The organism is uncultured Acinetobacter sp. (assembly GCF_947624825.1).
GTDB lineage: Bacteria > Pseudomonadota > Gammaproteobacteria > Pseudomonadales > Moraxellaceae > Acinetobacter.
This window is the reverse complement of the sequence record NZ_CANQLZ010000007.1, coordinates 40841-67172: the sequence shown is the minus strand read 5'-3', so window position 1 is coordinate 67172 and position 26332 is coordinate 40841. Positions and strand designations below refer to the sequence as shown.

General features: G+C 40.9%; 29 protein-coding genes. 14 read left to right on the top strand and 15 right to left on the bottom strand.

Going from position 1 to position 26332, the window contains the following annotated elements:
• Positions 1-233 precede the first annotated feature (233 nt).
• Positions 234-623: a hypothetical protein gene (locus Q0017_RS03160; RefSeq protein WP_298142567.1), complete on the top strand. Its 390-nt coding sequence runs from the start codon at positions 234-236 to the stop codon at positions 621-623.
• A gap of 181 nt (positions 624-804) precedes the next feature.
• Entirely contained in the window at positions 805-1401 is a 597-nt protein-coding gene (locus Q0017_RS03155) for a hypothetical protein (RefSeq protein ID WP_298142564.1), read from the top strand.
• A gap of 30 nt (positions 1402-1431) precedes the next feature.
• On the opposite strand, the gene Q0017_RS03150 is transcribed toward Q0017_RS03155, so the two are convergent.
• From Q0017_RS03150 to Q0017_RS03140, 3 genes are all read right to left on the bottom strand, one after another.
• Positions 1432-2385 (bottom strand): 2-hydroxyacid dehydrogenase, encoded by a 954-nt coding sequence (locus Q0017_RS03150; protein WP_298142562.1) that lies wholly within the window; start codon positions 2383-2385, stop codon positions 1432-1434.
• Between the two features lie 77 nt (positions 2386-2462).
• Positions 2463-2657, bottom strand: a complete 195-nt coding sequence (locus tag Q0017_RS03145) for a hypothetical protein (protein WP_298142559.1) — start codon at positions 2655-2657, stop codon at positions 2463-2465.
• Between the two features lie 114 nt (positions 2658-2771).
• On the bottom strand, positions 2772-4037 hold the full coding sequence (locus Q0017_RS03140) for a hypothetical protein (RefSeq protein ID WP_298142556.1): 1266 nt from the start codon (positions 4035-4037) through the stop codon (positions 2772-2774).
• Positions 4038-4158: 121 nt separating this feature from the next.
• Here Q0017_RS03140 and Q0017_RS03135 point away from each other — a divergent pair, with 121 nt between their 5' ends.
• Together Q0017_RS03135 and Q0017_RS03130 are read left to right on the top strand one after the other, a co-directional pair.
• Positions 4159-4935 (top strand): class I SAM-dependent methyltransferase, encoded by a 777-nt coding sequence (locus tag Q0017_RS03135; RefSeq protein WP_298142553.1) that lies wholly within the window; start codon positions 4159-4161, stop codon positions 4933-4935.
• A 19-nt stretch (positions 4936-4954) separates the two neighbouring features.
• Complete coding sequence (locus Q0017_RS03130) at positions 4955-5473, top strand: hypothetical protein (protein WP_298142550.1); 519 nt, start codon at positions 4955-4957, stop codon at positions 5471-5473.
• Here the strand turns inward: Q0017_RS03130 and Q0017_RS03125 are convergent.
• Together Q0017_RS03125 and Q0017_RS03120 are read right to left on the bottom strand one after the other, a co-directional pair.
• Positions 5470-6672, bottom strand: coding sequence for a TIGR03862 family flavoprotein (locus Q0017_RS03125; RefSeq protein WP_298142547.1), 1203 nt, complete (start codon positions 6670-6672; stop codon positions 5470-5472). The two genes, Q0017_RS03130 and Q0017_RS03125, sit on opposite strands and share 4 nt — an antisense overlap.
• 3 nt (positions 6673-6675) lie before the next feature.
• Positions 6676-7317 carry an SAM-dependent methyltransferase gene (locus tag Q0017_RS03120; protein WP_298142576.1) on the bottom strand — a complete coding sequence of 214 codons (642 nt, stop codon included), beginning with the start codon at positions 7315-7317 and terminating at the stop codon, positions 6676-6678.
• Positions 7318-7397: 80 nt separating this feature from the next.
• Between Q0017_RS03120 and Q0017_RS03115 the strand changes: the two genes are divergently transcribed.
• Both Q0017_RS03115 and Q0017_RS03110 read left to right on the top strand, forming a co-directional pair.
• The gene (locus Q0017_RS03115; protein WP_298142543.1) at positions 7398-7583 is read left to right on the top strand and encodes a DNA gyrase inhibitor YacG; all 186 of its coding nucleotides are present in this window, start codon (positions 7398-7400) and stop codon (positions 7581-7583) included.
• Between the two features lie 114 nt (positions 7584-7697).
• Complete coding sequence (locus Q0017_RS03110) at positions 7698-7877, top strand: hypothetical protein (protein WP_298142540.1); 180 nt, start codon at positions 7698-7700, stop codon at positions 7875-7877.
• A gap of 31 nt (positions 7878-7908) precedes the next feature.
• Here the strand turns inward: Q0017_RS03110 and Q0017_RS03105 are convergent, their stop codons facing one another.
• From Q0017_RS03105 to Q0017_RS03085, 5 genes are all read right to left on the bottom strand, one after another.
• Positions 7909-8553 (bottom strand): MBL fold metallo-hydrolase, encoded by a 645-nt coding sequence (locus tag Q0017_RS03105; RefSeq protein ID WP_298142537.1) that lies wholly within the window; start codon positions 8551-8553, stop codon positions 7909-7911.
• A gap of 10 nt (positions 8554-8563) precedes the next feature.
• The gene (hemH, locus tag Q0017_RS03100; RefSeq protein WP_298142534.1) at positions 8564-9583 is read right to left on the bottom strand and encodes a ferrochelatase; all 1020 of its coding nucleotides are present in this window, start codon (positions 9581-9583) and stop codon (positions 8564-8566) included.
• A gap of 63 nt (positions 9584-9646) precedes the next feature.
• On the bottom strand, positions 9647-10675 hold the full coding sequence (locus Q0017_RS03095) for a DUF4062 domain-containing protein (protein WP_298142531.1): 1029 nt from the start codon (positions 10673-10675) through the stop codon (positions 9647-9649).
• Between the two features lie 40 nt (positions 10676-10715).
• Positions 10716-11582 carry a glutamate racemase gene (murI, locus tag Q0017_RS03090; protein ID WP_298142528.1) on the bottom strand — a complete coding sequence of 289 codons (867 nt, stop codon included), beginning with the start codon at positions 11580-11582 and terminating at the stop codon, positions 10716-10718.
• Positions 11583-11622: 40 nt separating this feature from the next.
• The gene (locus Q0017_RS03085; protein WP_298142525.1) at positions 11623-12234 is read right to left on the bottom strand and encodes a DUF1285 domain-containing protein; all 612 of its coding nucleotides are present in this window, start codon (positions 12232-12234) and stop codon (positions 11623-11625) included.
• Positions 12235-12419: 185 nt separating this feature from the next.
• On the opposite strand from Q0017_RS03085, the gene Q0017_RS03080 reads away from it, so the two are divergent.
• Positions 12420-14132, top strand: coding sequence for an electron transfer flavoprotein-ubiquinone oxidoreductase (locus Q0017_RS03080; protein ID WP_298142522.1), 1713 nt, complete (start codon positions 12420-12422; stop codon positions 14130-14132).
• Between the two features lie 133 nt (positions 14133-14265).
• On the opposite strand, the gene Q0017_RS03075 is transcribed toward Q0017_RS03080, so the two are convergent.
• Complete coding sequence (locus tag Q0017_RS03075) at positions 14266-15057, bottom strand: hypothetical protein (protein ID WP_298142518.1); 792 nt, start codon at positions 15055-15057, stop codon at positions 14266-14268.
• Positions 15058-15117: 60 nt separating this feature from the next.
• Complete coding sequence (gene tusA / locus Q0017_RS03070; RefSeq protein ID WP_298142515.1) at positions 15118-15369, bottom strand: sulfurtransferase TusA; 252 nt, start codon at positions 15367-15369, stop codon at positions 15118-15120.
• Positions 15370-15525: 156 nt separating this feature from the next.
• Here tusA and Q0017_RS03065 point away from each other — a divergent pair, with 156 nt between their 5' ends.
• A complete protein-coding gene (locus tag Q0017_RS03065) occupies positions 15526-16365 on the top strand; it encodes an HlyC/CorC family transporter (RefSeq protein ID WP_298142513.1) in 840 nt (279 codons plus the stop codon).
• The gene (gene lnt / locus Q0017_RS03060; RefSeq protein ID WP_298142510.1) at positions 16362-17921 is read left to right on the top strand and encodes an apolipoprotein N-acyltransferase; all 1560 of its coding nucleotides are present in this window, start codon (positions 16362-16364) and stop codon (positions 17919-17921) included. The genes Q0017_RS03065 and lnt overlap by 4 nt, the downstream gene beginning before the upstream one ends.
• A 33-nt stretch (positions 17922-17954) precedes the next feature.
• Here the strand turns inward: lnt and Q0017_RS03055 are convergent, their stop codons facing one another.
• The 3 genes from Q0017_RS03055 to gspF all read right to left on the bottom strand — a co-directional run bounded on the left by Q0017_RS03055 (position 17955) and on the right by gspF (position 20254).
• The gene (locus tag Q0017_RS03055) at positions 17955-18290 is read right to left on the bottom strand and encodes a hypothetical protein (protein ID WP_298142507.1); all 336 of its coding nucleotides are present in this window, start codon (positions 18288-18290) and stop codon (positions 17955-17957) included.
• A gap of 283 nt (positions 18291-18573) precedes the next feature.
• Positions 18574-19038, bottom strand: coding sequence for a type II secretion system major pseudopilin GspG (gspG, locus tag Q0017_RS03050; RefSeq protein WP_298142504.1), 465 nt, complete (start codon positions 19036-19038; stop codon positions 18574-18576).
• 10 nt (positions 19039-19048) lie between these two features.
• The gene (gspF, locus tag Q0017_RS03045) at positions 19049-20254 is read right to left on the bottom strand and encodes a type II secretion system inner membrane protein GspF (protein WP_298142501.1); all 1206 of its coding nucleotides are present in this window, start codon (positions 20252-20254) and stop codon (positions 19049-19051) included.
• Between the two features lie 154 nt (positions 20255-20408).
• Between gspF and Q0017_RS03040 the strand changes: the two genes are divergently transcribed.
• The 5 genes from Q0017_RS03040 to Q0017_RS03020 all read left to right on the top strand — a co-directional run bounded on the left by Q0017_RS03040 (position 20409) and on the right by Q0017_RS03020 (position 26303).
• A complete protein-coding gene (locus Q0017_RS03040; RefSeq protein WP_298142497.1) occupies positions 20409-22613 on the top strand; it encodes a primosomal protein N' in 2205 nt (734 codons plus the stop codon).
• Positions 22614-22650: 37 nt separating this feature from the next.
• Positions 22651-24471 carry a cation:proton antiporter gene (locus Q0017_RS03035; RefSeq protein ID WP_298142494.1) on the top strand — a complete coding sequence of 607 codons (1821 nt, stop codon included), beginning with the start codon at positions 22651-22653 and terminating at the stop codon, positions 24469-24471.
• Positions 24472-24513: 42 nt separating this feature from the next.
• Complete coding sequence (locus Q0017_RS03030; protein ID WP_298142489.1) at positions 24514-25389, top strand: Hsp33 family molecular chaperone HslO; 876 nt, start codon at positions 24514-24516, stop codon at positions 25387-25389.
• Positions 25390-25662: 273 nt separating this feature from the next.
• Complete coding sequence (locus tag Q0017_RS03025) at positions 25663-25980, top strand: chaperone modulator CbpM (RefSeq protein ID WP_298142486.1); 318 nt, start codon at positions 25663-25665, stop codon at positions 25978-25980.
• Positions 25981-26048: 68 nt separating this feature from the next.
• Positions 26049-26303, top strand: a complete 255-nt coding sequence (locus Q0017_RS03020; RefSeq protein ID WP_298142483.1) for a DUF465 domain-containing protein — start codon at positions 26049-26051, stop codon at positions 26301-26303.
• The last annotated feature ends 29 nt before the right edge of the window (positions 26304-26332 follow it).

The following is a 26332-nucleotide window of genomic DNA, read 5'->3' as shown; positions in this document are numbered from 1 at the left end:
TTGTGTGGTAACTCAACTGATGGCTCTAGTCCTCTTATTTTTCAAGTCAATTTCTTATCCGCGATTCGGGTTATATACGATTATTTTTTAATGCATATCAAACCCATCTTGATTATTAAAGGTAATAAACCCTATGAAACAATGAAGCTGATTCTTTGCCTATAAAGCACTCTAGGCATATTGTTATATATTCCCTATACTCAACTTAACAACTCACCAACAAGAACCAAGCTATGAAACTTAAAACACTTTTACTTACAGGCCTAACTTGCCTTTCAATTACTGCATGTACTTCTGCACCTAAAATTCCACAACTGCAAGCAGGTGTATTACAAGAAATTAGCAATCTAGAAGTCTATCCAGATACCAAAAACAATAAAGCCAAACTGACTAAACTTAAAGACAACTGTGTCATTGAATTTACTGGCTTTATGGAAGGCGGCAAAGTAATTGAACAATGGTCATTTTATGGCAATAACTTAATGTCAGGTGGCTCAGCAGTATTTGGCAAAGATGGTACAAGCACTGCAACTAAATTTGATTTGTATGATCAAGACAAACAAGCCAATTTTATGGCATTAAAAAATCATTTCCATAAAGACGCTTTAAATCAGTGTAAGTAAAAATCGATCGATCCCCGACTAAAATGGTTGGGGATTTTTTTGACCTAGATCGTCGTTGTATCAAATTAATGCAAAACCCGGCACATAAAATAATTAAATAAAATGAATAACTTATATTAAATTAAATCAAAAATTGGCTATAATTTACATAAAGTAAATCTAGTTTTTATAGGTTAGCGTTATGTCAAAATATGGTCTTTTTACAACATTCGTTGCAACGCTTGTATTGGCTTTTGCAACTAGCCAAAGTTTTGCATCAAGCCATGTGGTAAATTTAGAAACTGAATATGGCCATAACCCCAATCTACTAAGTGTGCTCAGCCATAAAGCTAAACAAACATGGCAAAATACCGCAGAAAAATTGGCTTCGGCACAGTTAAGCTTAGAACAAATTAAATTTAATCAGCAGCTCATAGAACTTGAAGCTAAAGCACAGGGTAAAAAAATCGTTCGTCCTGCGATTGTACAACTACCACTTACACCAATTGTCCATACAAACGTAAAACATCAGGCTTTAGCATCTACAGCATCTACAGCATCTACAGCATCTACAGCATCTACAGCATCTACAGCATCTACAGCATCTACAGCATCTACAGCACAGTCTGACGTTGGCATGATACAAGCTCAATCTACTTTAGCTTTAATGCAACAAATTCACCCAACCTTACCTAACAATTTTGTTGGTCAGCAATCAAGCAAAAAAGAGCCTCAAATTATTATTGAAGAAATCCCAATAGAAATTGAAGATGATTTATTAAAAACCTTACATCTATAACCTAAGCCGTGCATAGCACGGCTTATTGTTTTAATTGACTTGGCGAATAGGTTGTCCTTGTTGATATGCCAATAGGTTTTCAATCATTTGCGTCACAATACGTTGCCGTGCATCTACACTTCCCCATGCACTGTGCGGTGTAATGATTAAGTTAGGGATACTGTTATCTAACAAAAGATTGCCTGCTACAGGCGGCTCAACGCTTAAAACGTCTGTGGCAGCCCCTGCAATGCTTTTATTAATTAAAGCCGCTTTGAGTGCCGCTTCATTGACAATACCACCACGGGCACAATTAATTAAAAAGGCAGAAGGCTTCATCTTTGACAATTCTGCTTCAGCAATTAAATCACGGGTTTCGTCGGTCAGTGGACAATGTAAACTTAAAAAATCTACTTGTGCTAACAGCTCATTTAACGCCACACGCCCTTGTACTTCAGGACGGTTTGGCAATTGTGCCACTAAAATCTTCATACCAAAGGCTTCGGCAAGTTTAGCTACGGCTTGACCCAATTCACCAAAACCCACAATCCCTAAAGTTTTACCCGATAACTCACAGATCGGAAAATCAAGCAAACAAAATTGCTGCGCCTGCTGCCATTTACCGTCACGGACTGCACGGTCATATTTTAAAAATGAGGTGGCTAAATTCAGCATCAGCATTAAAGTATGTTGTGCCACGGCGGCTGTGCCATAGCCTTGACAATTACAGACCACAATGCCTTGGGCACGAGCTTGCGCTAAATCTACATTATTGGTGCCAGTGGCTGAAATTAAAATCAACTTAAGTTGTGGGCATTGCTTTAAGACAGCTGCGTCAAGTTTAACTTTATTGGTCATTACCACATCTACATTTTGAATGCGTGATAAGACGTCTTCTGGAGTGGTGCTTGCAAATAGCGCTAAGTGGCTAAAAACTTGGCTTAAGCCGCTAAAATCTAAATCGTTTTGATCTAAGGATTGATAATCTAAAAATACCGCCTGCATGGGGGTCGATCCTACACATTGCAAAACCCCATTAAACCCAATTTAATTGTCATTATTCAAGCATTAAAAAAGCCTGCTTATTCCACAGGCTTATTACTATGTTGACGAATGAGATAACGCATTTGTTTGACCACATAGGTCGCTAAACCCAATAACAACAATAGCCCACTTGCCATGGTCAAATAAACTGGTGCACCTAAGGTTTCAGCAAAAGCGATATTGGGTAAGCATGCACTCATCAGGAGCAGTAGCATTGACAACGCTTTTGGCATTTGACTCTCCTTGTGTCATAGATATGCCTGCTCTTTGATCTTAAGTCATCTGGTTATAAAAGCAAGCTGTGCCATGCTAGACCTAAGTGCAAGCCGATTTGGCACAGTTGCTGCTTAGTCAATTTGCGTGACAAATTGGCTTTGCTCGTCCAAATGTGGGCTAAATTCGGTGGCACCAAACTCATTACTGTGCAAATTCAAATCCTTATAGCTAATCACATAATAGTCGCTATATTTTTTTAGCATTAAAGGATGCATACCGACACCCAAAGGATCTTGGACTTTGCACAATTTCATCACATGACGATCATTCATGGTAATTAAATACACTTCGTCATTAACCAAAATACGCACCAAAGCATTGTGCTGTGCATAAATAGGAATCAAAAATTTATGATTTAAGTTAATGGCATCAAAGGTATAGCTTTCAATGTTTTGACTAATGGCATTAAACACTAAGGCATGACCAAAACTATCCAGCAAATGATTATGATTTTCTTGTGGCAAGTTAAATTGAATACCTAATTTTTCAAGATCTTGCTGACTCACTTGTTTATTGCTAAGTAATTCACGCACTAAACTTTGTTTGAGCTTGTTGTCAAAAAATTGCTGATCGAGTGCCAAATGGTTATTTTTTAAAATTTTCCCTAAAGCAAAGCGATGCCGCGGTAACAGGTTTTCAATCACTTTACGATAATAAAACTTACTGTTTTTTTTGACCTGACGCATTTTTTGATAGAAAAACTCTGCATCAAATTCACGCGTTAAAAAGTCATTCAAAAGCTCTGAACTGGCCAAAATGGCAATTGCATCATGTCCGGTAAATGGCAAGTTTAAAGTATGTAAATTGGGTAAAACTGCTTTTAATTTTTCATAATGACGACGATCCTCAACACAATACGGATCATAAACAATGATGTACTCGCACTCTGTGCTGACATCCTGTGTAGTAACCCGCATATTTTGATTATTGTCTTTATGAAAGAACATGTTATAGCGCGGATCATCAACATCTTGCGGGTCAATTGAGTATTGCGGCACTAATGCCACCACACGCTGACAGCCCAATTGTTTTGAATATTTAATCGCAGCATAACCGCCCATAGAACCTGCATAAGCAATACGTCGCCTAAATTTTGCCATGATAGGTGCAATGGCAATGAGCATAGCTTGCATGGATTTATGCGGAAACCATGAACGCTCTTTGGGCATAATGCCAATCACGTTAAAATGGTATTTGGCTAAGGACTTTTCGGCATTGATGTTGTTGCCTTTGGCGCGGGTAATTAAGTCACCAAACGAGAAAATTAGTTGCTCGGACTGACCGGGCATCCAAATCACACGAATATGCTCATCTTCAAAAATAATCTGTTTTTCCATGTTTCAACCAAAAGCGTTAGGCGCTTATTTTTATTACGAGGGTTACGATCCGCGAACCTACTTGTCAGCGCGATGAATAGTGTTATTTTATAGATATCAATAAGATTAAAAAGCACAAAATATGACACAATCATTGCATCCTGCCGCAGCCGTAGGCTTTGCTACAGCGGCAAAACTGTATCAAGATGTGCGTCCAAGTTATCCACCCGCCATACAAGCTTGGTTACAACAACAATTAAAGCTCAATACAAACAGCCATATTTTAGATTTAGGCAGTGGCACCGGTAAATTTATTCCGCACTTACAAACAATTAGCTCACATATTATTGCAGCCGACCCCGTGGCCGCTATGCTTGAGCAACTACAACAACAATTTCCTGATATTCATGCCATACAAGCATTAAGCGAATCTTTACCATTTCAGCCTGAGCAGTTTGATGCAGTGACCTGTGCACAGTCTTTTCATTGGTTTGCTAATTCATCGGCACTGCAAGAGATCCATCGGGTGTTAAAACCCAATGCTGCTTTGGGCTTAATTTGGAATCAACGAGATGAAACTGTGCCATGGGTTAAAGCACTTGCCGATGTGATACAAACCCTTGAAGGTGATACCCCACGTTATCATAGTGGTCAATGGAAAAAAGTCTTTGAAGATCAAGTGCTCTTTGCTATGGTAGACCAACAAGTATTACAACACCAACACATCGGAACAGTGCAACAGGTGGTGTCAAAGCGTTTGCTTTCGACCAGTTTTATTGCTGCTTTAGCAAAAGAGCAACAGCAACATCTCAAACAACAATTTGAACAGATTGTCTTTGAACATACTGGTTTAACAAAAGATCAGGAAATTTGCTTTCCCTATCAAACCTTTGCCTATCACTTTCAAAAGTTGCCATAAATAAGAATGAGGGCACGTTATGCGTATGGTTTATTTGCTAGCGCCAATGATCTTGACAGGTTTAATCTTGGCTGCATGTCATGAACCTGTAGAAACGCCTAAGGCGCAAGATAGCGTCATGCAACAACTGATCAACGAACCAGTGAAAAATTTTGCTTTAACCCAATATGATCAACATGACATTAGCGTCTTAAATGATTACGACAGCCGTTTTAATGAGATGAGTGATGCCATAGAAGATGAATTAATTGCCATGCGTGAGGCAGGTACCTTAAGTGAAGATTTTGCCTTATTGCGTAAACGTGACAACATTGGCTCAGCTTTAATCATGTTAAAAGATTTAGATTTAAAAACTGAGCAAGGTCGTTATATTCAAGGCATTATGTATGACTATTGGCAGCAGCAAGATCTATTGTATGCAGCCAGAATCACTGGCAGCAATACACTACGCCAACAAGAAATTGCTATGCAAAGCATTGGGCATTTTCTACATGCGCACCAACAACTTGAGCATTGGCAAGCCCAATATCAACCTTAAGGCTTTAGATGGCTTAAGTATGTATGTACGCCATGCCCTGCTGCGCGCCCTGTGGCAAAACATGCAGTCAGCAGATAACCGCCTGTTGGTGCATCCCAATCTAGCATTTCACCGCATGCAAAGATATGTGGCTGTGCGCTAAGTGCCAAGTGTTCAGTGAAAACCTCACGGCGTATACCACCTGCACAACTAATGGCTTCTTCAATAGGACGAAAACCATCTAATCTTAGCGTTAAATGTTTAATGGCCCCAGCCAACTGCACATGATCTTGCCAAATTTCTTTTGCAACCAATTCACGCACCAAATTGGCTTTGGCTGCATCTAAACCTGCTTTACGCCAAATATTGCTCAAAGACTGCTTTTTACTTGGCTTAAGTTTTTGGCTTAACTCGTCTAAGCTTAATTCAGGCATTAAATCTAAACTTAAACACATCTTGCCTTGTTGCTGCTGCATGTCACGTAAAGCACGCCCTTGCTTGTAAATTAAGCCACTTTCTAAACCATAGTGGCTAATCACAATATCACCCATGGCTTTGTCGCCCTGTTCAACCCATGCATGTACGCGTTTTAAGGGCTGCCCAAACACAGGTTGCATAAACTTAGACCATGCATATTCCACCCCTGCATTACTGGCTTGAAAAGGTGCAATACTATTGGGTTCCAACCATGCTTGCCATGCACCATCACTGCCAAGCGCAGACCATGATACAGCGCCACAGGCTAAAATAATGGCATCAAACGATTCTTCACGTAAGCAATCATTTTTCAGGTCATACACGCTTAAGCAATGATCATTTAAGTTCTTCACTTGATGACGATAAAAGAACTCCACCCCAGCCGCGTTAAGACGTTTTAACCACGCACGCAATAAAGGCGCAGCTTTCATCTCCATGGGAAAAATACGGCCTGATGAACCCACATACGAAGCAATGCCTAAATCTTGCATCCAATCTTGGATCCATTTGGCATCCCACTGCATGACCCACGGCGCCAGCCAATCGCTTTGATCATAACGCTGAATAAACTGCGCTACATCTTCAGCATGTGAAATATTTAAACCAGTTTTACCTGCCATTAAAAATTTACGTGCCGCTGAAGGCTTTTGTTCAAAGACCTGCACCTGATAATCAAGTTGGCTTAACACTTCTGCTGCCATTAAGCCTGCAGGCCCTGCACCCACAATTGCAATCCGTTTCATGCTTTATTCTGCTGCCACATGCTGCCCTTGTAATGGGGCAAAGTCGTCAAAACGTGTTGTATAGCCCACAGGCTTGGTGATGATCAATTGCTGACACAATTCATCACGCTGTAAGTATTTCACTTCAAAATGGGTACGCGCTGAAGTTGAGGCAATTTTTTCTTTTACAAATGGCAGTTTCCACACATCAATCAATTGCTGCTGTGCTTCTTGGATATATTCTGGAATATTACTGGCTAAGGTGATTTGACCACCAGTTTTTAAACGCGATAATAAATATTCAAAAAATGGCATATTCAACCAACGCTGCGCGGGGTTATGCGGTTCTGGATTTGGGTACAAAATAAAAAAATCTTCAACCTGCCGAGGGAATAAAGCATGTACCACCCAAGGTAAGGCATCGGCATGGACAGGTGTTAAATTATGTTGCCCCTCAACTAGATGCTGCTTTTGCATCGCCAAAAATTTCTCGCGAGTACGTTCAATCGCAATTAAAGTCCGATCTGGATTGGCTTGGCTAAATAGCAAGGCATGCTTACCCTTCCCTGCGCCAATTTCTACACAAATTGGGCTGTTGTTTATGGCTTGAAAGTCACGTGGTGCACGCATACGTTGGGCTTGAAATTGACGAATTGGCATAATCAGATCAAACTTAGAAAAATCAGCACAAGTCTAACAACTGTGCTTGAATTTGCCTAATCTATTGCTGAGGTTAAAGATACATTATGCCAACTCAACTCCAATGTCCGCGCTGCGGCAACACCACCACATGGCAAGGCAATGACTTTCGTCCATTTTGTTCTGAACGCTGCAAGCTAATTGATTTAGGTGCTTGGGCAAGTGATGCTTATAAAATTCCAACCCAAGATGCCCCACAGGCATTGGGTGATCCAGATGAAAATCAACCCTAAAATCATGATTATAATGTTAAATTTTGTTGTATTTTGTGCTAGAAAATGATCACTATTTCACACAAAATATCCCTCTATCATTGAGTTGCATATTTATATAAGAGGGATATAAAAATGACAGCATTAACTTTAAAACTGATTTTTGCCACTTTAGTTGGGTTGGGTATATTTTTTTTAGCAATGGGGTTCTACGCAAACGATCATATTTACTTAGTGATTGGTACCTTGCTTGAGTGTGCCGCAGCATTGGTTTTTCCAGAAATTAGACGCGTGCATCGACATCCATTTCGTTAAAAAGGGTCAAATAATTTGACCCTTTTTTAAGTTAGCCGGCTTTGCCTGCCACAAATGGATTATGCATTTTTTCATGTCCAATGGTTGATATTGGACCATGACCTGAAATAAATTGCGTGTCGTCTGGTAGGCTAAAGCATTCACGTTCAATAGAATCAAGCAATTGCTGATGGTTGCCGCGTGGGAAATCTGTGCGTCCAATCGAGCCTTTAAACAACACATCACCCGTCCACAATACGCCGTAGTTTTTGTTATAAAACATTACATGACCTGGGGTATGACCTGGGGCAAAGCGCACTTCAAATTTTTCACTACCAAGGGTTAACACTTCACCACCTTCAAGCCATTGATCAACGCTCACTTTTTCTGGAATCGGAAAGCCATAACGCGCTGAAACTTCTTGAATTTGGTCCAACCAAAATGCATCTTCTTTATGTGGCCCAATCACAGGCACATTCCAAATTTGTTTGAGTTTACCTACTGCACCAGCATGATCTAAATGCCCATGGGTTAACCATAAAGCTTTTACGGTTAAACCCAATTCATCAATCACGCCTTGCAATTTTTCAGGCTCACCACCGGCATCAATTAAAATGGCTTCTTTGCTGTCTTTATCCCAAACAATTGAACAATTTTGGGCAAATGCCGTAACCGGCACAATTTGAACTTGCAACATGGGACAATCCTTAAGGCGAAATGGCCAAAGTTTGGCGTAGGGCTTCAAGGTTAGCTTGAAGTAAATGGCTGAGCAATTGTAAATGATCATCGCGGGCGTTTAAGGCAGGAATATAAGCATAGCTTTGCCCACCTGCGGCTTTAAAATTCTCTGCATTTTCAATGGCAAGTTCTTCTAGCGTTTCTAAGCAGTCGGCAGAAAAAGCAGGACTCATAATCTGTACCGATTGCACCCCTTGTTTGGCCCATTCTTCTAACAAAGCATCGGTATAAGGTTTCACCCATTCTTGCTTACCAAAACGCGATTGGAAACTCACCGCCCATTGATCTTCTGTTAAACCTAATTGCTGTGCGACAAGTTTTGCGGTGATGCGACAACGATCAGCATAGGGGTCACCTTTATCGGCATAGGGCTGTGGAATGCCATGAAAAGACATTAAAAGTTTATCGGCACTACCATGCTCGGCTCTAAAATCTCTTACACTTTGTGCAAGTGCCTGAATATAAAGCGGGTGCTGATAGTAATCCCGAATAATACTGATACCGGGTAAATTACGTTGTTTGAGCGTCCACTTGGCCAATGCATCATACAATGGTGCGGTAGAAGTAGCTGAATACTGCGGAAATAATGGCAATAAAATAATATGGTCGTGCGGATCTTGGGTTAAATTGTGTAATACCTGTTGAATGCCCGGATGACCATAGCTCATGGCAGGCACAATATTAAGTTCAAACTCAGGGAATTGGCTTGGCAGCTGAGCTTGGATGTGCTTGACTTGCTCAAACAAAATCTCACGCATGGGTGAATCTTCACGCCAAACACTGGCATAAGCTTCTGCCACACGCTTAGGTCGAAAAGGTAAAATAAACAGTCTTAAAATGATTTGCCAAAGCGGTTTTGGAATTTCAATCACACGCTGATCTGATAAAAATTGAGCTAAAAAACGACGCACCCCAGCAACACTGGCTTCGTCTGGCGTACCTAAATTGGCAACAATAATGCTCACTTTTGGTTTTTTTACCGACGTCATACAACTGGCACCTTCATCAATATGCGCTTACTTTAACAGCTTTTTTAAGCTTGACTGCATGGATTAATTCGAGGATTTTAATTGAGAAACACGATGACTATCGAGCAAACGACTCTCTACCAACTTTTGTGCTTTTGGGGTCATTTTCCACAATAAGCGTTGCCGCTCATCACGAATTTGTGGGCAAATCCATTCATTTCGGCGCATTTGCGCTTTAATACTATGCAAAGCGCGAATATTAATTTGCGCGCGTGCCACTGCATGTACCCGTGGCATTTGTAAACGTGCTTGATCAATTGCGGTATCGTTTAAATAATCATTTAAACGCTTATTAAAATACTCCTCAGGCATAGCACGGCTAAAGGTGTCACTTAAGGTCAATAGTAACTGCGCCCAACTGATTTTTTTAATGAGTTTAAGCTCTTTAAAATTACCATCTTGATAAGCATGAATACGATATTCAAATTCAAAATCATCATGCATAGCAACTCGTTGAATATTCAGTACAGGATCAGCTTCGCGCTTGCCTTGATCCACTTCAAGTTGCGTCAGTTGATGTTTCAGTTTTTCAATTTCATCTAATAGCTTTTGGGTTTCCTCTGGTCGCACCCAACCTTGTGCAGGATAACGCTCAAGCATTTGTGGCATTTGACGGCGTAGCACCAACTCTAAATCACGCAAGCTGCGGTAGTAAAAAACATGCTCATTTTCATTGCACACTTGCTGACGAAATTCATAAAATTTTTGCTGTGATTCAAGTTTTTCATCTATCAAAGCTGCGCCACGCGTTTCGGGGGCTTCATGTAAGATGGCAATAATTGGTTTTTGCTTACTTTTGGCATACAAATATTCAAGATGTAAGTAGCTCACTCCCGAAACTGACAATTCACCATATTGACTACCCAACACTAAAATCAGGTAATCACTTTCATCAATTTGACGACGCGCAAAAGCAGTCGTAACTGGCGTACGTTGTGCTAAACCCCACGAGAAAAATCCCATACCAATCAATGTTTGGCTTAATGTCATGCGCTCAGGTAGCATGTCAAGCCCTGATGTTGCAATAAACACCTGATAACGTTTGTCTTGCATGCCTATTCCCCAAGTCATTTATGTCTTTATCCAAAAGTACTTAATTTAAATTAGCAATCGTCCATGACATCTGTGTTGTCATTAAATGATTTAAAATTGGTTTTAAGCTTAACGCATTACCACCACTCACATAGCAATCAATTTTAACGCTGCTGTCTTGCATTTGAGCACATAACAAACCATTTTTAATTAATATCCTTGCCGTTTGCCGTGCCACAGCTAAACCTGAATCCACCAAGCTCAATTGTGTTTGAAACAGATGTTCAATGGCAGGTTTTAAAAATGGATAATGCGTACAGCCCAACACCAGATGATCTACCCCTTGTTGAATCAGTGGTGCTAAAAGTTTGTGTAATGTGTCTAAACATGCTGCGCTCATCTGCTGACCTGCCTCGACAAAAGGCACTAAATCTAGACAGGTCACCGCAACAACCTCGACCTGAGCAGGTTCTGCAAAACGTGTAATGACATCTTGAATCAACTTCCCGCGAAAGGTTGCAGGTGTGGCTAAAACTGCTACTTTTTTAGTTTTGGTATTTAAAACAGCAGGTTTTAAGGCAGGCACTAACCCAATAATTGGAAAGTTATCGCCATAGTGATCACGTAAGTCATCTAAGCTAAAAGCGGATGCTGTATTACACGCCACCACTGCCACTTTACAGCCTTGACGATATAACCATTCAATGGCATGTGCGGTAAGTTCACGAATCTCTTGATCGGAGCGTGGACCATAGGGTACATGTGCTGTATCGGCAAAATATACAATGCGCTCATGCGGTAGGTAATGGGCAATCTCAAGCGCCACCGATAATCCCCCTATACCTGAATCAAAGATGCCAATCGGTGCATCGGCTTGTGCTTTGGGCATAGGATCAATTAAAGCAGGTAAAGGATAGCGCGTGCTCATAGCTATTAAAATGCGAAAAAGAATCTGACAAGCTTAACTCTCAGCTTTGTAATTGCAAGCAAAAATCGCCACTTTGTAGCTGTAAAATTGTAGCGCCTTGAGCGGTTTCTAGCAGTTGTCCCATCTCAATTAAATGGAAAAATGCCGCGCGCCCAATTAAAGCATTAATCCCAAAACGTACATGCACATAAGGTCGCAACTCGGCTTGATATTCACGCATAAAGATTTGATGTGCCTCATCTACAATCACAATATCGTCATGATCGGTGATGAGTTGAATGTAAAGTTTACCGTCAATTTCAATGTGTGCTGCCGATTGAATCAATAAAGGTTCATCTTCAACTTCGATTTCAATCATCTCTACTGGAGTTTTTAAATAAAATTTTTGATCTTGTTTCCAAAGTACACTGGCAAATAAATCGGTTAAGGCTTTACGCTGAATCAATTGCCCTTCATGCCACCATTCGCCATTGGCCAACACCTTTAAATCCATCTTGCCACAATGTTGTGGATTCCACTGCTGTAAAGGCGGTATAGATTTTTTGTGACCCACCTGTGCACTTTTTAAGTATTGTGCTATTGAGTTTAAGTTTTTATTATCAAGACTTGCTGAATTTTGCGTCGGATGATCAGCATTATTTTGATTTTGCATAGTTAAATACCCGTCAGACGTAAAAATAAAAGGAGTCTGCCGATTGGCTAGAACTCGGTTTAAAACTATACTAACCCACAATCGAGGTGTGATGCCAAATCATGCTGCGGTATTCAGAGCACTCATGGCAGCGCCGATTTCCAAAATCATCGGTTGCCACCCTTAAATAATATGAGGAGTCCTACATGGAACACATCGAACGTGAATCGATGGAGTTTGACGTTGTTATCGTTGGCGCAGGTCCTGCTGGCCTATCTGCTGCGATTAAAATTCGTCAACTTGCAATTGAAAATAACCTAAACGATTTGTCCGTTTGTGTCGTGGAAAAGGGCTCCGAAGTCGGTGCACACATTTTATCTGGTGCGGTGTTAGAACCACGTGCCATGAATGAATTGTTCCCAGATTGGAAAGAACAAGGCGCACCATTAAACGTGCCGGTGACAGAAGATAAAACCTACTTCTTAATGTCAGACACAGATGCCAAAGAAGTGCCGCATTGGATGGTGCCAAAAACCATGCACAATGATGGCAACTACGTGATTTCTTTAGGCAATGTGGTACGTTGGTTAAATACCAAAGCTGAAGAACTTGAAGTGTCGGTATTCCCAGGTTTTGCTGCTTCTGAAATTTTGTATCATGCCGATGGCACAGTCAAAGGTATTCAAACCAGCGACATGGGCATTGGTAAAGATGGTGAACCTACGCATAACTTTATGCCCGGTTATGAACTACATGCCAAATACACATTATTTGCTGAAGGCTGCCGTGGTCATTTAGGTAAGCGCCTAATCTCACAATTTAATCTTGATCAAGATGCCGACCCTCAACATTACGGTATTGGTATTAAAGAGTTATGGGAAATTGACCCTGCCAAGCATAAAGCCGGCACCGTAATGCATGGCGCAGGTTGGCCTTTAACTGAAACTGGTTCTTCAGGCGGTTGGTGGCTGTATCATGCCGAAAACAACCAAGTCACCTTGGGTATGATTGTGGATTTGTCTTATCAAAACCCACATATGTATCCATTTATGGAAATGCAGCGTTGGAAAACCCATCCTTTAATCAAGCAAGTATTAGAAGGCGGTAAACGCATTTCTTATGGCGCCCGTGCTGTAGTGAAAGGTGGTTTTAACGCGCTACCAAAATTTACCTTCCCAGGTGGTTGCCTGATTGGTGACGACGCAGGTTTCTTAAACTTTGCCAAAATCAAAGGCTCACACACTGCAATGAAATCAGGTATGTTGTGTGGTGAAGCAGTCTTTGAAGCCATTGCAGCTGGTGTAGAAAAAGGCGGTGATTTAGCCATTGCCCGTGTCACTGAAGGCGATGACGTATTTATTAAAGAAGTCACAGCCTACACCGACAAATTTAACAACAGCTGGCTCAAAGAAGAATTATACAACGCACGTAACTTCGGCCCTGCGATGCATAAATTTGGTACTTTTGGCGGTGGTGCCTTTAACTTTATCGACCAAAATGTCTTTAAAGTGCCATTTACCTTACATGACTTAGTACCTGACTTTAGTGCTTTAAAAACTGTCGATGCAGTCAACTTTAAGCCCAACTATCCAAAACCAGATGGCAAGCTGACCTTTGACCGTTTGTCTTCTGTGTTTGTATCCAATACCGTACATGAAGAGAATCAGCCGGCGCATTTAAAACTCACCGATGCTTCAATTCCTGTCAATGTCAACTTACCAAAATGGGATGAGCCTGCTCAGCGTTACTGCCCTGCAGGTGTCTATGAAATCATGGACAATGATGATGGTTCAAAGCGTTTCCAAATTAACGCAGCCAACTGTGTACATTGTAAGACCTGTGATATTAAAGACCCATCACAAAATATTACTTGGGTAACACCTGAGGGTGGCGGTGGTCCTAATTACCCTAACATGTAATGTCCTTGCGGCAGATAAAACGATGTTTTACTTGCCTCACCTTGCGAAGCATTGCTTCTCATATCCAAATATGTAATTTATATTGACACTATCAAAAGCAGTGATTCGTCACTGCTTTTCTTATCTCTTGATATTAAGAATTCTCAATTAGGAATTGATAATTGGCTGTTTCAATAGCCCATAAAGTACCAAACTCACGCCAATAAACATATGCTTCTTCTTTACCACCAGCAACAATATAACCCTCATCAAATGTGCTCGGTTTTGTATGTTTTTTCTTTTTTAACTCTTTCAATATATAAGGAAATTCTAAACGAGCTTTTTTTAACGCATCTTGTGCTGCCTCACTATCTTGCTGCAACAATGCCAGTAAAATCTGCCCATAATAAAATTCACTACTGTAATCATCGGGATACTTGTTAAAAAGTATTTCTATTGCTGGAATATTTTGATCCAATAGATATGTTTTCAACAAAAGATATCTAGCACCTAAATTATCATGAGGAGAAACGCAGATTAAGTTTTCTAAAATTTGTACAGCCTCATCTTTCATTTTCCCTGCAATCATATGCAGTGCTAAATTAAAACATGCACGCAAAAATGGCCGATTCTCATGGAATCCCCACTCCAACTTATCTTTATTCCAATTAAATTTTTTAGGCAATAAATTTAAGCAAATTCGGTAAGCTTCACGATTGGCTAAATAGGCTTCTCGTTTCCGACCTGTACTTTGATAAATAATTGCTAAATGAACCCAACCATCAATAAATTCAGGAAAATCTAATAAAAGTTTATCTATTTTTGTTTCTGCGGATAGAAAAGATTGGGCAGATAATTCATCCAAAATACGATCTAAAGCTTCTTCTGCAGCATAATTATTATTTTCAAAGACCCACGTATGGGAGGCAATCTTTTTGAGCATCATTTCTAATATTTCATATAAATTATATAAAAGAAATGATACTCAACTTTAGAGATTAAATAATCAGCCTTTTTGCACTAAATAATGAAATTCTTTATTGCCATTTTCATCTAAGCGTTCTTCTTGTAATAACAACTCATGCCCTAAATGCATACAAAACTTAGGAATATCCCAAGACGTTGAGTTATCTGTAGCAAACACTTCAACCACATCGCCCGATTTAGATTTACGAATGGCTTGATGCAACATCATCACCGGTTCAGGGCAACGTAAACCACGGGTATTAAGTTGAATACTTGGAACAATATCGGCCATGACCACGCTCAGAATAAAAAACCGCAATTATTTTAACATATCTTCAGCAAAGTTAAATTCTGCCTAAGCTCAGGCATGTTTATCCATAGACAAGTGCTTTTTCTGCGGTATGATTCAATTTACATTTTTTGATATTAAGAGTCTTTAGGAAAGATCATGCACGAGGAATCAGGCCCATCGTGGGGTATGCGCGGTTTACGCAAATGGTTAGGTACCGCGCCAGAAACCCGCGATGAATTGCTAAAATTAGTACAAGATTCACGTCGATTTTTAGAACCCGACACAGTGGCTATGTTAGAAGGTGTACTTGACCTTCCGGCTACTAAAATTCGTGAAGTGATGACCCAGCGTCCAGCTATGGTCAGTTTGCAAGAAGATGATCAACTGATTGATATTTTACCAATCTTGGTTGAATCGGCACATTCACGTTTTCCGGTGTTTTCGGTAGAACAGCCCGACAATGTGGTGGGGATTTTATTGGCCAAAGATTTATTGCCGTTTTTATTAAATCCCGGTCAAAGTATTCATGTCCATGCCTTAATGCGTCAGCCTTTGTTTGTGCCTGAAAGTGCACGTTCAGATCAAGTGCTACGGATGCTTAAAAATACCCAAACGCATATGGCGATTGTGGTGGATGAATATGGCTCAACTTCAGGTTTAGTGACCTTAGAAGATATTTTAGAAGAAATCGTTGGGGAAATTGAAGATGAGCACGATACAGCCGATGCCGAATCTGACTATATTGTTCCCGATCAAGACCCACAAACTACCAATACATGGTTAGTGCAAGCCCTAACCCCGATTGAATACTTTAATGACATGCTCAACACAAATTTCCCTGATGATGAAGTGGAAACCATGGGCGGTTTATTGCTGCAAGAGATTGGCTTGGTCAGTGATTTACAAGGTCAAACCGTAACCATTGACCATTGGCAGTTCACTATTTTAAAAGCCGATGCGCGTAGCATTCAATTGATTCAGGCTGTGCGTCAATGAGAGCGTACTTCAACAAATTAGCCCGTGATGTAGAGCAAAAAAAAGCCTTGCCGCTTATTTTTCCGCTGTTGTTGGCACTCATCGCAGGCGCAATTTTTAGTTTTAGCTTAGCACCCTTTGAGCAGTGGTATATTGCCCTGCTCTCACCGGCTTTACTGTATGCAGCACTGCATAAACGCTCACCTGTGCATGCGTTTGCCATTGGCTTAAGTTACGGTATTGGTTTATGGTTTGTGGGTGCATTTTGGCTGTATACCTCAATTCATGTCTATGGCGATACCGCAGCACCACTTGCCATTTTAATGATTGCAGTCATGGCACTGATCATGGGGTTGTTTAGTGCGTTTCAGGCATGGAGCTATCGTCGCTTTTTTCCCGAAACACCACTCACCTTTGCACCATTGTGGGTATTGTTTGAATGGGCAAAAACTTGGGTGTTTACCGGTTTCCCATGGCTGTTTGCAGGTTATGCCTTTACCGGTTATTTCTTAGATGGATATGCACCTTTGTTTGGGGTGTTTGGCGTCTCGTTTGTGGTGATTATCTTAGCCTGTGCTTTGGTCGAGTTATGCCGCAAACGCTTTATTTGGGCAGTGCCATCAGCAGTTTTACTCATTGGTGCATGGGCAGCCAGTCAAATTGAATTTGTTCAACAAAAAGCAACTGTTCCGCTTTCGGTGTCTTTGATTCAAGGTAACATTCCTCAAGATTTAAAATGGCTGACCGAATATCAAGGCAAAACCTTGAGTATTTATGCAGATTTAACCCGTAGCGAATGGGGACGCGATTTAATTGTCTGGCCTGAATCTTCCATTCCAATGTTCCAAACTGACATTCAGCCATTTTTAGATGCTATGCAACAGCAAGCGCAAAATACAGGCAGTGCATGGGTTACCGGTATTCCGTATTGGGATTTGGCCGAATCGCAACGTGAACAGCATCCCATGTTCTATAACAGTATTATGGCCAGTGGTACACAAGCTGAAGGCATTTATAAAAAGCAACGCTTAGTGCCTTTTGGTGAATATATTCCACTGTCGGGCTTTTTAAGTTGGGTATTGCCTGCCTTACAAAATGACCCATCGATGAGTGGCTTTAGTCGTGGTGCCAATGATCAAACACCACTTAAGGTTCATCAGCATAACTTAGGCGCGGCAATTTGTTATGAAGTGGCTTATCCGAATTTAACCCGTCGTAATGCCAGTCAAAGTGATTTCTTGGTGACCGTGTCTAATGATGCATGGTTTACCGGTACAGCAGGACCGTTACAACATTTGCAAATGGTACAAATGCGTGCCAAAGAAAATGGACGTTGGTTTGTTCGTGCCACCAATACCGGCGTGACGGCCATTATTAATCATGATGGGGAAATCGTAAAACGTGCCCCAATGGATCAAGCTGTGGTGTTACGTGGTGAGTTACCTGCTATGCAAGGACAGACCTTATATACGCGTTTAAGTGATTGGCCAATTATTGTGGTATCACTATTATTGCTGTTATTAGGTTGGTTCTTCCGACCAAAGAAAGTTGATGTGTCGTTTAAATCAAGACGCTAAACAAACAAAACCGAGGTCAATGCCTCGGTTTTTTTAAATCTGTAAACTTAAGTAAGACAACATACTGGCAAGCGATAGCATCGGCACATAACGATACAGCTGTATCACACGCTGCTCAAGCACCGTCATCTCTTGCTGCTGTAATTTGGCAACTGTGGCTTGTAAAGCAAAGTAAAAACTTAATAACGTGATGGCACTAAATAAACTAATGGCAAAAAAACCCACCATAATTTGGCTACTGCCTTCAGTGGCTTGCCAGCCATTTAAAAACATCTGACTCATCGGCAATAAGCTCAGTACCAATAGCACCGATTTCAACATAGACCAATGGAATTGGTTGATTTCATCCGACAAAATTAACGCTTTCATTCCATCCTCCTTCGTCAAAAACCTTGCGATGAGGACATTATGCGAGTTTGTTTTTTAAATAAAAAGCCTATTTCTCTACATATTTTTTGATTATTGTAATCATTAAATATGGGAATAATTCTTATTATAAGTCGCATCTATCAATTATTATTTTAATTTATATAAATCATATATTTAATATAATTTATGGTATTAAGATGTATTATCACTTCAGTCTAGATTGAAACAACCGATGCACTGAAGTGATATATTCAATCTATTAAAATTTTAGAATGATTCTCAATTAAGGCTGATAGTAAATATCGGCATCTGTGCCTTCACCACCTTCTTTACCATCGGCACCAAATGAGTATAAATCAAAGGCACGACCTTCACTGCCCGGCGCGATATATTGTAGGTCATTGTCCCAACTGTCTTTTGGATAACCACCTTTTACATAGCCGCCTGGCATCCAATTTTTGGCTGACTCAGGCTGCGTCACCAATGCTTCTAAACCACCATCTTGCATGCTTGGATAACGACTGTTGTCTAACTTATATTGATCCAATGCACCTGCCACACCTTTTAAGGTAATAGCAGTGGTATCCACTTTAGCTTTTTCACCACGTCCCATCACATTGGGTACGATTAAGGCAGCTAACACGCCTAAAATTACAATCACCACCATCACTTCAATCAGGGTAAAACCCGCGGCACGTTTTAGACGCGGCATGTTATGTTTTGCTGTATTCATGTTCATCTCGTTCATACACATTTTATTAAATCATATTATTCATATTGACAATCGGCAGCATCACGGCAATTACAATCACCAACACAATACTGGCCATCAGCACCAACATTAACGGCTCAAGCAAAGCCAATAAAGTGCTAATTAAACTGGTGACTTCGCGATCTTGCATGGTCGATGAGCGCTCTAACATGCGATCTAACTCCCCTGAGCTCTCACCACTTTTAATCATTTGTACCATCATGGGTGGAAAATAACCACTGCGCTCTAATTGCGTGCCTAAGTTGCCCCCTTCGGTGACTTTTTCTGCTGCCACATTAACAGCATCACGAATCACCCAATTATTACTCACCGCTGCGGCAATTTTAAGTGCATCAACAAGTGGTACACCCGATTGGGTCAAAATGGACAAAGTACTGGCAAAGCGTGCTGCATTAATGCCACGCGACAATTTTCCCAATAAGGGCAATTTTAAAATCAAACGGTCAAAGGCATAATGTCCTGCCTGGGTTTTTAAAAAGCGTAACCATAACAGCCCACCCACCACACCCATGACCAACATTGCAGGCCACGCCACACGAATCACATCACTGCTATACATTAATGCGACTGTAATCCACGGCAAGGCTTCAGGATTTTGGTCAAATGTTTTGACAATATCCGGCACCACATAGGTCATTAAACCCATGACAATAGCAAAAGACATCAGCATTAAAATGATCGGGTAAATCATGGCACCTTGAATCTTTTTTTGCATGGCAAAGCGATTTTCGGTGTAATCGGCAAGCTGTTCTAAAATTAAATCTAAATGCCCTGAGCGCTCACCTGCGGCAATGGTGGCAATATAAAGTTCGGGAAAACGTCCGGCTTGATCAAGGGCTTTGGCCAATGAATAGCCTTCAAGTACTTTAGAACGTACCGAAATTAAGACATTACGCACATGGGCTTTTTCACTTTGTTTACTGACCGCACGTAATGCTTCTTCTAAAGGAATCGACGCTGCAATTAACACAGACAACTGACGGGTCATTAAAGCTAAATCATAAGCACTGACTTTTTTATGCCACCATGCACGTTGGCTTGCATCTTGTTGTTGTTCTACCGGCTCTACACGAATGGGTTGTAACTGTTGATCGCGCAATTGCTGTCGAATTTGGCGTGCCGAGTCGGCTTCAAGTACGCCTTTATGCTGTTTTCCTGCAGCATCGAGCGCAGTAAATTGATATGCAGGCATGTTAATGCTCTAATTTTTCCAAAAAAAATCCCTGAACTTCAGTTGCGCCACAGACGCAAAATCATTCATAGTGAGGGCTATAAAATGTGTGATCACTCTAACATAACTCTTTATCACATACCCATTGCATTTACCTTGTCAAGTTGAGCGTACTATGTCCAATCTTAACTATCGTGTTCGTGTGGCCGTACCGGTTCACCTCTACGATTGCTTTGATTATTTGTTGTCTGAAAGTCAATATCAGCAAGCCCAAGTCGGTGCGCGTGTGGCCGTATCTTTTGGTCGACAAAACTTAGTGGGCATCATTATTGAAAAGCTCGAACCCGATGCACCGATTGCGCCACATATTAAACTAAAAAGTATTACCGAATTATTAGACGATGTGGCAATTTTTGATACCAACAGCTTAAAACTGCTCACTTGGGCTTCTAAATACTACCAATTTCCCTTAGGCGAAGTCTTGCATAGCGCGTTGCCAAGTTTATTGCGTCAAGGACGACCTTATAATTTGTTGGCTCGTATGTGGCGAGTGCTCGATTTAATCGCAGAAAATAAAATTAAACGCTCTGAAAAACAGCAAGAAGCGTACAAAATTTTAAAGCTACATCCGACTGGCACGGCGGAAAATATTCTGAATTTAGCCGGCATTGAAACCGCAACTTTAAAAGCGTTGGAAAAAAAAGGCATTATTGATTGTGTGTTGGAAGCTCAAGATTTTAGCCCCATCCCCATGACTTTGGCACACATGCCATTAACTGCCAACGATGAACAAAAAGTCGCCATTCAAAGTATTTTAAAAGCCAAAAACAAATATCACGCATTTTTGCTTGATGGTTTAACCGGCAGTGGCAAAACCGAAGTGTATTTGCAAGTCATGCAAGAAGTGCTCAAACAAGGCAAACAAGTCTTGGTATTGGTGCCTGAAATTGGTTTAACCCCACAAACCATTAGCCGCTTTCAATCACGCTTTCATTGCAATATTGTACTGATGCATTCAGGGCTAAATGACTCAAAACGCCTACAAGCATGGCAACACGCCCAGACGGGTAAAGCCTCAATTATTTTAGGCACACGTTCAGTAATTTTTGCGCCCATGCATAACCTAGGCTTAATTATCTTAGATGAAGAACATGATTTGTCTTTTAAACAGCAAGAAAGTTTTCGCTATCATGCCCGTGATGTGGCGTTATACCGCGCCTATTTACAACAGTGCCCCATTATTTTAGGTTCTGCCACCCCAAGCATCGACAGTTATGCCCTTGTGCAGCAAGGCAAAATGACCGCACTACAACTCAACCAACGTGCCGGTAGCGCCGTCATGCCTAAAATCCATGTTTTGGATTTAAAAGCTGAGCAAAAAGTGCAAGGCATTAGCCAAAGCTTAATCACTGAAATAGGCAAACGCTTAGAAAAACAAGAACAAGTCTTGGTGTTTTTAAACCGTCGTGGTTATGCACCTGTATTAATTTGTGATAGCTGTGCATGGCAAGCCAAATGCCCACATTGCGATGCCAATTTTACCGTACATCAGCAACCTTATTTACATTTGCATTGTCATCACTGTGGCACGATTCAACGTCAACCTGATCAATGCCCAAGTTGTCAGCACAAAGAACTCAAACCCATCGGTTTGGCCACTGCAAAAGTTGAAGAGCAACTCAAGCAGCTTTTTCCTGATTATCCTGTATTACGTGTCGATCGTGATTCGACAAGCCGTGTGGGCAGTTGGCAAAAGATTTATGACAAGATTCATAGTAGCGAGCCGCTGATTTTATTAGGCACACAAATGCTGGCTAAAGGTCATCATTTTCCTTATGTAACTTTGGTGGCCATCTTAGATATAGACTCAGGTTTGCTCAGTGTTGACTTTCGTGCCCCTGAACGTACCGCACAATTGATTATTCAAGTTGCAGGCCGTGCCGGTCGTGGGGAGCGTAAAGGTGATGTGTATTTACAAACACTACGGCCTGATCATCCGTTACTAAGTACTTTAGTCAATAATGACTATCGTGCATTTGCCAAACAAACCTTAAGCGAGCGTGAGATTGCCCAATTACCACCCTTTCGTTATGCCGCATTACTACGCTGTGAATCACGCTTACAAGAACAAAACTTAGATTTTCTACAACAACATGCCACTTTTTTACGTGAAATGTCTAATGATACCATCACCATTTGGGGTCCCATTCCCGCGCCTATGGAGCGTAAAGCCAACCGCTTTCATGCGCATATGGTGATGTTGGCACAAGATCGTGCACAATTGCATCTACAGTTACGTACATGGTGGCCAAATCTGTTGCAACAAAAACCCTCACAGATGAAACTGAGCCTTGATATTGACCCACAAGAATTAAGCTAAATTACCGCTTGAACTGCTGTTTACCACAGGACGCTGCATGTCTTTACTTATACAACTGACGATCATCTTGGCGTTTGCCTTGGTCTTGGTGCCTATGACCAAGTCTTTAGGACTCCCCTCCTTGCTCGGCTATGTCATTACAGGGATTATGCTTGGGCCTTTTGCTTTAAATCTAATTGATTTAAGTGTGGAACTCAAACAACTGCAACACTTAGGTCTGTTATTCTTATTATTTTTAGTGGGCATGCAACTGCATCCTTCGCGTTTAATCTCAATCCATAAACAAATGCTTCAATTGCCTGTTGCTGCATGGCTCATTTTAAGCAGTCTAGGCACCGTGCTTGGTGTTTTTGCCTTAGGTTTAACTGTGCTGCAAAGCTTAATCATTAGTGGCGCGTTAAGTTTGGTGAGTTTTAGCTTATTACAGCAGCAACTCAAAACTATCTTAAATTCTCGTATCACCCAAAAATTAACACAATTTGGCTTAGTGCAGAGCTTAATTGCTGCAATTTTTATGGCTGCGTTGCCACTATTTAATATGGCATCACCTCAACATGGCTTGGCCTATGTGATGAGTTTAGTGGCTGCAATCAGTGGTTTATATTTACTACAACGTTATGTGCTACAACCCGTATTTGATCTGTTAGAAAAAACACATACCCATGAACTCATCCTAGCCAGTGCGGTGTTTAGTGCCAGTTTAAGTTTTATTGCCTTAGATGCGTTAGGTATCCATGCAACTTTAGCTGCGATGCTTGCTGGTTTTTTAATTTCTGATTCACGTTTTGAGCAGCGTTTAAAACTGTATGTTCGCCCCTTGCAGGGTTTAGTTTTTGCTGCATTTTTTATTGTTTTGGGGCTCAGCCTGCCATTACAACTCATTGTTGAGCAGCCGTTGTTTTTAGGTGTAGGCTTAATCACGTTGTTATTGGTTAAGATGCTGCTTTATGTGGCACTTAGCCGTTATTTTAAGCTCTCTTGGCAAGACAGTACTTTAAGCGCAGCCGCTTTACTCAGTAGTGGCGAATTTGGTTTTATCTTGTTGTATATGGCCTTTGAAAAACAAATCGCCAATGCAGCCTTACTAGAGCCTTATCTAATTTTATTGATGTTGAATTTTTTACTGTCACCATTTTTATTCATTGTAGTCCAACGCTATTTGTTGCCGCGCCTCCAACCACAAGACACTAGCTCAGAACATCTGGTTAACGCTCCATTATTGATTATTGGGTTTGGGCGTTTTGGACAATTGGTGGCACGCGTGGCACATCTGCAACACACCCCATTTACAGCCATCGACAGTCATATCAAAGCAGATTTAGCACTAGAAGCCTATGGGGGGAGTTTGCATGTTTTAGATGCCACCGACGCCACACAATTAGAAAAACTAACCTTAGCACAGGTTAAAGTTGCAGTGATTGCAGTAGATGATGTAGAAGACAATATCAATATTGTGCGCTATTTACAGTTAAATTATCCTGAGATTGAGCTTTTTGTACGTGCTCGCGACCGCCATCATGCGCATTTGTTAAAAGATTTAGGCATTGCCCATATTTGGCGAGAAACCTATTTATCTGCTTTAGAATTAGCCCAAAAAAGTTTGGCATCTTTAAACAAGCAAGATGAACCTCTGATGACGAGTATAGAAGAGTTTCGAATTCACGACCAAACATTACAACGCCAACAACAGCATATCGAATATGATGATACTAAGCTGTATCAAACTCAAGAAGCAGCTTTAGATGAATTGGCTTACTTATTTCAACAAGATGCTGAGTTTAAAGCCAAGCGCCTTGCGAAACTCAAGCGTGATTTAAGCCCATCCACATCACAACAGATGAAGCTAGATGACTTGTGATTTACAATATAGCCACCATTAAGACAGGGTTTGGAGAATTTTATGTCTGATTTACGTCAACGCTTTTTTATTGAAGATAGCCCTGTTCGTGGCGAAGTTGTGCATCTTGAGCACACTTTAACCACAATTTTAGCGCAGCGTGATTACGCACCTGCGATTAAAGTTTTATTGGGCGAAATGCTCAGCGCTACAGCATTACTTGCTAGCACCTTAAAAATTAAAGGTCGCATTAGCTTACAAATTCAGGCGTCAGGTACCCTCAAGTGGGCGATGGCTGAATGTAACCATTTAGGTGAAGTACGTGCTTTGGCTGAATACGAACCTGATGCGCGTTTTAATCAAGCAGATGACTCAAGCACAGTACTTAAAAGCTTAGTTAAACCAGTGTTATTTATTAACATTGAGCCAGAGGTCGGTCAACGCTACCAAGGTGTGGTACCGCTTGAACATGACACCTTAGCAGAATGCTTAATGCAGTATTATGATTTATCTGCACAAATTGCAACGCGTATTATATTGGCAAGTAATGAGCAACGTTCGGGTGGTTTACTCATCCAATTGTTACCGCGTAACAGTGAAGAAGAACAGCAACGTGTTGATGAAGATTTATGGCCTCGTTTAACCATGCTCACCAGTACCTTAAAAGCTGAAGAGCTGACAGACCTCAGCGCTACCGACATTTTATATCGTTTATATAATGAAGAAGAGGTGCGTTTACCTGAAGCAGAACAGCTTAAATTTGGTTGCACTTGCTCTAAAGAACGCTGTGCCACTGCTTTAGAACAAATTGGCGTCGCAGGTGTGCGTGAAACCCTAGAACATCAAAATCCAATTGAGATTAGCTGCCAGTTCTGTAACACCAGCTATACCTTTAGTGCCGAAGAAGCTTTGGGTTTATTTGGTCAACATTTGAGTTAAATCAATCACTTAAAAGGCAGCTTAGCGCTGCCTTTTTTTTGGGTTCGCCGTTTATCTTTTTGCAACAAAGCTACACAAACTCCCCCTAGCCTTAATGGCTAAAACATACAATAATGATTAAATAATAGACAAATTAAGCATGAGCAAAATCCAATTTTTATGCTGTTAAAGCACCTCATCCTCTTCGTCCTAGCTTGCCAATGTCTACTCACTCATGCCTAAGCTTTGTCGCAAAAATTTTGCTTTGTGAACACCGACTACAAGGAGTTGTCCATGACTACCATCCATCATCGTGAAAGCCTAGAGAATATAGAAGACGGCGTGAGTTTTGATTTACACAGCTTTGCACAAACCTGTGGACAAAGCCCTGAATGGGTCTTGCAGCTTTTAGACTATGAAATTTTGCCACGCCGCCCAGAAGAGCGCATTCATCAGTTTTTTGCCGCTGACCTTTTACGTGCTCAACAAGCCTATCGTTTACAACGTGACTTTGATGCTAGTTTTTCTGCCGTCGCGATGATGCTTGATTTGATTGATGAAGTACAACAGCTACGTAAACAAGTCAAACACTGCAACTTTATCCATAGCTAATCATGGCATTGTTTAGGCAGCCTCTTGTTTGTATGTCAATCAAATTCAGTTGAGATTTTAAAAGTACTATGAAAACCAAAGAATGTAATAAAAAGACCAAGTTCATGTTTCCTGAGTTTCGTGATTTAATTCCGAAATTGCGTGAGAATAATCCACATTTTGCTAAGATGTTTGAAGAGCACGAGCAGCTAGATAAAACCGTAATGCAGTTAGAACTTGACCCTCTAAGTCAAATTCGGGATGACATTGAAATGTTAAAACGCAAAAAATTAAAGCTTAAAGATCAAATGTATTTGATGTTGCAAAAAGTACAAAGTCCATAAAAAAAGCCCGCTGATGCGGGCTTTTTTTC

Coding starts and splice junctions, on each gene's coding strand:
- Q0017_RS03160 (WP_298142567.1), top strand. CDS start 234: ATGAAACTTAAAACACTTTTACTTACAGGCCTAACTTGCCTTTCAATT.
- Q0017_RS03155 (WP_298142564.1), top strand. CDS start 805: ATGTCAAAATATGGTCTTTTTACAACATTCGTTGCAACGCTTGTATTG.
- Q0017_RS03150 (WP_298142562.1), bottom strand. CDS start 2,385: ATGCAGGCGGTATTTTTAGATTATCAATCCTTAGATCAAAACGATTTA.
- Q0017_RS03145 (WP_298142559.1), bottom strand. CDS start 2,657: ATGCCAAAAGCGTTGTCAATGCTACTGCTCCTGATGAGTGCATGCTTA.
- Q0017_RS03140 (WP_298142556.1), bottom strand. CDS start 4,037: ATGGAAAAACAGATTATTTTTGAAGATGAGCATATTCGTGTGATTTGG.
- Q0017_RS03135 (WP_298142553.1), top strand. CDS start 4,159: ATGACACAATCATTGCATCCTGCCGCAGCCGTAGGCTTTGCTACAGCG.
- Q0017_RS03130 (WP_298142550.1), top strand. CDS start 4,955: ATGCGTATGGTTTATTTGCTAGCGCCAATGATCTTGACAGGTTTAATC.
- Q0017_RS03125 (WP_298142547.1), bottom strand. CDS start 6,672: ATGAAACGGATTGCAATTGTGGGTGCAGGGCCTGCAGGCTTAATGGCA.
- Q0017_RS03115 (WP_298142543.1), top strand. CDS start 7,398: ATGCCAACTCAACTCCAATGTCCGCGCTGCGGCAACACCACCACATGG.
- Q0017_RS03110 (WP_298142540.1), top strand. CDS start 7,698: ATGACAGCATTAACTTTAAAACTGATTTTTGCCACTTTAGTTGGGTTG.
- Q0017_RS03105 (WP_298142537.1), bottom strand. CDS start 8,553: ATGTTGCAAGTTCAAATTGTGCCGGTTACGGCATTTGCCCAAAATTGT.
- hemH (WP_298142534.1), bottom strand. CDS start 9,583: ATGACGTCGGTAAAAAAACCAAAAGTGAGCATTATTGTTGCCAATTTA.
- Q0017_RS03095 (WP_298142531.1), bottom strand. CDS start 10,675: ATGCAAGACAAACGTTATCAGGTGTTTATTGCAACATCAGGGCTTGAC.
- murI (WP_298142528.1), bottom strand. CDS start 11,582: ATGAGCACGCGCTATCCTTTACCTGCTTTAATTGATCCTATGCCCAAA.
- Q0017_RS03085 (WP_298142525.1), bottom strand. CDS start 12,234: ATGCAAAATCAAAATAATGCTGATCATCCGACGCAAAATTCAGCAAGT.
- Q0017_RS03080 (WP_298142522.1), top strand. CDS start 12,420: ATGGAACACATCGAACGTGAATCGATGGAGTTTGACGTTGTTATCGTT.
- Q0017_RS03075 (WP_298142518.1), bottom strand. CDS start 15,057: ATGATGCTCAAAAAGATTGCCTCCCATACGTGGGTCTTTGAAAATAAT.
- tusA (WP_298142515.1), bottom strand. CDS start 15,369: ATGGCCGATATTGTTCCAAGTATTCAACTTAATACCCGTGGTTTACGT.
- Q0017_RS03065 (WP_298142513.1), top strand. CDS start 15,526: ATGCACGAGGAATCAGGCCCATCGTGGGGTATGCGCGGTTTACGCAAA.
- lnt (WP_298142510.1), top strand. CDS start 16,362: ATGAGAGCGTACTTCAACAAATTAGCCCGTGATGTAGAGCAAAAAAAA.
- Q0017_RS03055 (WP_298142507.1), bottom strand. CDS start 18,290: ATGAAAGCGTTAATTTTGTCGGATGAAATCAACCAATTCCATTGGTCT.
- gspG (WP_298142504.1), bottom strand. CDS start 19,038: ATGAACGAGATGAACATGAATACAGCAAAACATAACATGCCGCGTCTA.
- gspF (WP_298142501.1), bottom strand. CDS start 20,254: ATGCCTGCATATCAATTTACTGCGCTCGATGCTGCAGGAAAACAGCAT.
- Q0017_RS03040 (WP_298142497.1), top strand. CDS start 20,409: ATGTCCAATCTTAACTATCGTGTTCGTGTGGCCGTACCGGTTCACCTC.
- Q0017_RS03035 (WP_298142494.1), top strand. CDS start 22,651: ATGTCTTTACTTATACAACTGACGATCATCTTGGCGTTTGCCTTGGTC.
- Q0017_RS03030 (WP_298142489.1), top strand. CDS start 24,514: ATGTCTGATTTACGTCAACGCTTTTTTATTGAAGATAGCCCTGTTCGT.
- Q0017_RS03025 (WP_298142486.1), top strand. CDS start 25,663: ATGACTACCATCCATCATCGTGAAAGCCTAGAGAATATAGAAGACGGC.
- Q0017_RS03020 (WP_298142483.1), top strand. CDS start 26,049: ATGAAAACCAAAGAATGTAATAAAAAGACCAAGTTCATGTTTCCTGAG.